Source organism: Halosimplex halobium, assembly GCF_051414055.1.
Lineage (GTDB): Archaea > Halobacteriota > Halobacteria > Halobacteriales > Haloarculaceae > Halosimplex > Halosimplex halobium.
In genome coordinates this window covers 1-1,004 of record NZ_JBLKNX010000047.1, presented here as the reverse complement: position 1 = coordinate 1,004, position 1,004 = coordinate 1, and the positions used below count along the sequence as shown (strand labels likewise).

General features: G+C 61.7%; 1 protein-coding gene. It reads left to right on the top strand.

Translation table 11 applies throughout. The features are described 5' to 3' along the window. Nucleotides 1-90 precede the first annotated feature (90 nt). The gene (locus ACMGFG_RS24205; protein WP_436932850.1) at nucleotides 91-975 is read left to right on the top strand and encodes an IS1595 family transposase; all 885 of its coding nucleotides are present in this window, start codon (nucleotides 91-93) and stop codon (nucleotides 973-975) included. Nucleotides 976-1,004 lie beyond the last annotated feature (29 nt).

The following is a 1,004-nucleotide window of genomic DNA, read 5'->3' as shown; positions in this document are numbered from 1 at the left end:
CGCTCTTCTGTAGAGGATTGTTGGTGAGTTGGAGCAGTAGCTGGAAGTCACAGCGGGCAAGGGTGGCGCGGCCGCGCCACCCGACGAACAATGTTCCCATTGCAAACGTTCGTTTCGGAGCGTCGGGCCGCGAATCTGCTGGCACAGATTCGCTGGCGTGACGGCGTCTATTGCCCGCGCTGCCGTGCCGAATCTGTGATTCGGTACGGCAGCTATCGAGAGTTTCAACGGTATCTGTGTAAGGATTGCGGCCGGACGTTCAACGACAAGACCGGCACGGTCTTCGAGTACTCGGCGATACCGCTCAGGAAGTGGTATCTCGCCGTCTACACCTACATCCGGCTGAACGTCAGCATCAGGCAACTGGACGCTGAACTCGCCGTCACCTACAAGACTGTCTACCGGCGCGTCCAGCGCTTCCTGCGGGCGCTGGACGCGCCTCGGCCACGACTCGACGGCCCGGTGGAAATCGACGAACTGTACGTGTCTGCGGGGAAGAAGGGCCGCGAGCGCGACCGCCCGTCGCGCTCGCGTGGCCTGTCCACGCGCGGTCGTGGAACGTACAACGAGGACAAGCCGCCAGTGTTCGTACTCGTTGACCGCGGCAGTGGAGAGGAGTACGTTCACCCGGCGAAAGCCGCCGAGGAATCGACGATTCGACTCCTGCTCGGCGACCGCCAGCAGGAGTCGCTGACTGTCTACACCGACGGCTTTCGAGCGTACGAGCCACTCGACGAGGACGACGCATTCGACCGGAAGTACGTCGTCCATGGTGAGGGTGAATATGCTGACGGAGACGTGCACGTCAACACATGCGAGAGCCACGCGTCGCTGGCACGACGGTGGCTCTCGCCGCATCGAGGCGTCTCCAAAGACAACCTCACTCCCTACCTCAGAGCGCTGCAACTACGGAAGCAAGTCCGCCGGAAACCCGGCGACGAAGCGCTCAAAACCATCCTCGAAACTGCGCTATGAGTTCACCAACAATCCTCTACCCATGAGCG